Raw genomic sequence first — 4,236 nt, 5'->3', positions numbered from 1 at the left:
CAAAGAAACTCGTCCTCGGTGCCCTGATGCGCAAGATCCTGGCGATTGCCTACGGTGTACTGAAGTCCGGAAAGCCGTTCAATCCCGCACTTCACGCTTGACTTGCGAGACAGTATCTACACAGGCGGGCAAGGAACGGGTACCGGCGCAAACCCGATCCGCGCCGATCCGCTCCCTCAGTCCGCACCCAGCGCGATCCGGCTGGGGAGGCGTTTTTCGATGGTGTGTTTCAGCAGGGCCGCGACACGGTACACGGCGTGCGCGAACTTGCCATAGGGCAAGGTGAGGAACAGGGCCATCACCACGCCCAGATGCACGGCGAGCAGCAAGGCCATGGCGGCGCTGTCCCGCGCGGCGAGCAGCAGCAGGCCGGTAGCGCTCGTGAGCAGCAGCAGGGCGATGAAGCCACGGTCCATGGGGCGCTGTTGCACGTCGCCTTGCAGCGGATGGCGGCGCAGGTTCAGCCAGAGCAGCCCTGCGGGCCCGGCGATCAGCCCAATGCCGCCCACCGTTCCCAGCAGCACCGGCAGGCTCCAGAACGGATACGGCGCGTGCAGGCCCAGCACGTAGTGGTACAGCGTCGCGACGCTGGTCGCCGCGAAGCACAGCAGGAAGCCGTAGAAGGTCAGGTGGTGGAAGCGCCGGCGCGCCAGGGTGAAACGGTCGTCGTCCTCGTTGCAGCCTTCGCCGTGCCCGCCACCGAGATAGGTGAGCGTCAGCGCGTTGCGCGCGGCCTCGGACGCCGCACCCGGTGCCGATGCGCCCGGCGCCACGTCGCGCCAGAAGCGCGCGCCGCCCATGCCCAGCGCGAAGACGACGAACAGGAACACGGCGCCGAACACGCCGGCCATCAGGTTGTGCGGGAACACGGCGTAGAAGTTTCCCTGCAGGGGACCTTGCCACAGGGTGCCGTTGAGCGCCAGCGCGAGCACGAGGAACAAGGCGAGCCCCAGCGCCGTCGCGAGGGCCACGGTGAGCCCGTTGCGCCGGTAGAGCGCCCCGAAGCCGGCCGGCCACGCATAGGCGGCGTAGGTCTCGCGCCGGACTTTCGCCATCGCCTGCGGCACCGCCACCGCGAACTCGTGGGGCGGGGCGTACTGGCAGGCGTGCAGGCAGGAGCCGCAGTTGTGGCACAGGTTGGCCAGGTAGTGCACGTCCGCCTTGCCGAACTCCAGCCGGCGCGTCATGGCGGGGAAGACCGCGCAGAAACCCTCGCAGTAGCGGCAGGCATTGCAGATCTGCATCTGCCGCGCGACCTCGGCTTCGTCGGCCGTCAGGGCCGCGATCGGGCGGATGGGCATCACGCGCGGGTTCGCCGTGCCTATGCCGTCCGTGTCGGCACGGGCGCGCTCGACCACCTCAAGCAGCTGCTGCATGGACCCCTCCCCTCGCTGCAGCGCGTGCTGCCTGCTTCCCGGCGATGCGGCCGAAGGCCGTGCCTATGCTCATGCCGACCCCGGCGGTATAGCCCTTGCCGAGCACGTTGCCGGCCATCATCTCGCCGGCGACGAACAGGTTCTCGCTGGGCGCGCCGCCGAAGTGCACCGCCGCATCCGCGTTCGTCTTCAAGCCGAGGTAGGTGAAGGTGATGCCCGGCTTGAGCGCGTAGCCGAGGAAAGGCGGCGTGTCGATCGGGCGCGCCCAGTGCGACTTCACCGGCGCAAGGCCCTCGGTATGGCAGTCGTCCAGCACGGTATGGTCGAAACTGCCCACGCGGCAGGCTGCGTTGTAGTCGGCCAGGGTTTTCAGGAACGCCTCCTGCGGCAGGTCCAGCGCGCGCGCCAGGTCCGGCAGGCTGTCGGCGCGCACGCCCGGAAACACCGGCGGCATGAAGCGCCCCACCGCCTTGCTGTCGATGATGCAGTAGCCGACCTGGCCCGGCTGCATCGCCACCAGCCGGCCCCAGATCGCGTAGCGCTTGGGCCAGAAGTCCTCGCCCTCGTCGGAGAAGCGCAGGCCTTCGCGGTTGACCATCACGCCGAGCGAGACGGCGTCCACGCGGGTGCAGATGCCGCCGTCGTACAAGGGCGCGCGCGCGTCGATCGCCACGCAGTGCGACTGCGAGGGCTCGCCGATGATGTCGGCGCCCTGCCCCATCATGAATTTCAGCAGCGTGCCCTGGTTGAAGCGGGTGCCCCGGATGAGGAAGTTGTCGGCCGGCCATTCGCCCCGCTCGTTCTGGCCCCATGCTTCGCGCAGCCACGCGCGGTTGGATTCGAAGCCGCCGCAGGCGAGCACGCAGGCCTTCGCCTCGATCCGCTCGCCGCCGGCATGGGCGGCGAGGAAGCGGCCGTCGCGCAGCTCCAGGCTGTCCACCGGCGCGTCGTAGCGGATGCGCACGCCCAGGTTCCCGGCGCTGCGGTAATAGGCATTGACCAGCGCCTTGCCGCCGCCCATGAAGAAGGCGTTGGTGCGCGACAGGTGCAAGGTGCCGGCGAGCGAGGGCTGGAAGCGCACGCCGTGCCTGCGCATCCAGGGACGGCAGGTGGACGAGGCGCGGATCGTCAGCCGCGCGAGCTCCTCGTCGGTGGCGCCACCGGTGACCTTCAGCAGGTCCTGCCAGAACTCCTCCTCCGGGTAGGCGTCCAGCAGCACGTCCTGCGGCGCGTCGTGCATGCAGCGCAGGTTGCGCGTGTGCTGCGAATTGCCGCCGCGCCACTCCCTGGGCGCGGACTCCAGCAGCAGCACGCTGGCGCCGGCTTCGCGGGCCATCAGGGCGGCGCACAGGGCGGCGTTGCCGCCGCCGATCACGAGAACATCGACCATGCGGCGGATTCTGGAGAAGCTTGCCGCGGGCGGGAAGCCTGCCACCCGCAAGGGGGTATCACGATCCGAGATGGGCCAGGCCGGCGCCCGTCCAGCGTCCGGTCTCGACCAGCTCCCGCGCGCAAGCGGCCAGGGCGACCCGTGCGGCCAGCGCCGCCGGCGAGAGCTCGTCGTCCGAGAGGCTGCACAGCGAGTTCAGCCGCGTCACCTGCGCGTCGGCGATTTCGGCGAGGTGGAAGCGCTCCTGCGCATCCGCGAAGCGCCCGACGGCCGCCCAGGGCTGGATGGTGGCGGCCAGGCCGGCGGCGACCGCGTCCATGAGCATGGTGAGCGAATCGATCTCGGTCGTGACCTCCGGCTTCAGGCGCGTGCGCGCGAAGGCAGCGTCGAGCGTGCTGCGCAGGCCATGGCTCTCGCTGGGCAGGATCAGCGGAGTCCCGCGCAGGTCCTTCAGGCGCACCGTCGCGGGCAGCGGCTTGCCGGCGGTGCGTGCCTGGATGAGGAACAGCTTTTCCTCCAGCAGCGGCGTGACGCTCCAGCGCCGCGCCGGATGCGTGTCGAACAGCACGGCGAGATCGAGCTGGCGCGCGTTGAGCATGGTGGCGAGGTGGCCCGAGAGGCTCTCGACCATGTGCAGGCGCACATCGGGATAGCGCTCGCGCATCACGCGCATCAGCGGCAGTCCGAGCACCGAGGCGGTGGTGGGCGCGAGCCCCACGCTCACGCTGCCGGACAGGCGCGCCTGCTGCGCCGCGCGGCTCGCCTCGTCGGCGTGGCGCAGGGCGAGTTGCGCTTCCCGGAAGAAGGCCAGCCCGGCCTCCGTGGGCGCGACGCCCTTGGCGCTGCGTTGCAGCAGGCGGGTGGACAGCTCCCCTTCGAGCCGGCTGATCTGCTGGCTCAGCGCCGACTGCACCACGCCGAGGTCCAGGGCGGCCCGGCTCATGGAGCCGAGTTCGACGACACGGGCAAAGTAGCGGAGCTGGCGCAGTTCCATGCGGCGAGGGTAACCGGGAGGGCGGTGGAGCGAAGCCGCGACGGTGAGCGCCGCGAAACCCACCGCTCCCACCCTAGCGCGCGCACTTGTCGGTCAATGCCCGCCCGATCACCGACGGCGCCTGCAGCAAGCCACCGGCCTGCGGCTCGCGCGCGGGTGGATGCAGGCAGTCGTCGCGTCCCGCGCCTTCCATGCCTTGTTCCAGGACGCTCTTGCGCTCACCGCGCCGCAGCTGCTCGTTGGCCATGTCGGCGAGGCTGCGCCGCTGTGTGTTCCAGGGCCCCGGCACGATCTGGCGCGGCGCGGGCGGCAGGATCACCGGTGCCGGCGGCAAGGTGGCCGGGCGTGCAGGCGCGACGCCCGGCTCGCCCCAGCCTGGCGACGGCGCCGGGCCCGTGGCCGGCGGCCCGGGAAGCGCGGGCACCGTCACGGCGGGTCCGGGCGCGGGCGTGATCGGCCCGGCGGGCGCAGCCGGG

At 71.0% G+C, this 4,236-nt stretch carries 3 protein-coding genes and 1 pseudogene; all 4 read right to left on the bottom strand.

Annotated features, from left to right (window positions below; all coding sequences use genetic code 11):
- Nucleotides 1-176 precede the first annotated feature (176 nt).
- Entirely contained in the window at nt 177-1,376 is a 1,200-nt protein-coding gene (gene tcuB / locus AC3EGR_RS25625; protein WP_488549359.1) for a tricarballylate utilization 4Fe-4S protein TcuB, read from the bottom strand.
- Nucleotides 1,360-2,766 (bottom strand): FAD-dependent tricarballylate dehydrogenase TcuA, encoded by a 1,407-nt coding sequence (gene tcuA / locus AC3EGR_RS25620; protein ID WP_488549358.1) that lies wholly within the window; start codon nt 2,764-2,766, stop codon nt 1,360-1,362. Before tcuA ends, tcuB begins: the two co-directional genes overlap by 17 nt.
- A 58-nt stretch (nt 2,767-2,824) precedes the next feature.
- The gene (locus tag AC3EGR_RS25615) at nt 2,825-3,760 is read right to left on the bottom strand and encodes a LysR substrate-binding domain-containing protein (RefSeq protein ID WP_488549357.1); all 936 of its coding nucleotides are present in this window, start codon (nt 3,758-3,760) and stop codon (nt 2,825-2,827) included.
- 73 nt (nt 3,761-3,833) lie between these two features.
- A pseudogene (locus AC3EGR_RS25610) lies at nt 3,834-4,236 on the bottom strand (hypothetical protein); the annotation flags it as partial.

Source organism: Ramlibacter sp. G4-7 (assembly GCF_057784995.1).
The sequence above is the reverse complement of the archived record's forward strand: the minus strand, read 5'-3'. Positions and strand labels throughout refer to the sequence as shown.

Coding starts and splice junctions, on each gene's coding strand:
- tcuB (WP_488549359.1), bottom strand. CDS start 1,376: ATGCAGCAGCTGCTTGAGGTGGTCGAGCGCGCCCGTGCCGACACGGAC.
- tcuA (WP_488549358.1), bottom strand. CDS start 2,766: ATGGTCGATGTTCTCGTGATCGGCGGCGGCAACGCCGCCCTGTGCGCC.
- AC3EGR_RS25615 (WP_488549357.1), bottom strand. CDS start 3,760: ATGGAACTGCGCCAGCTCCGCTACTTTGCCCGTGTCGTCGAACTCGGC.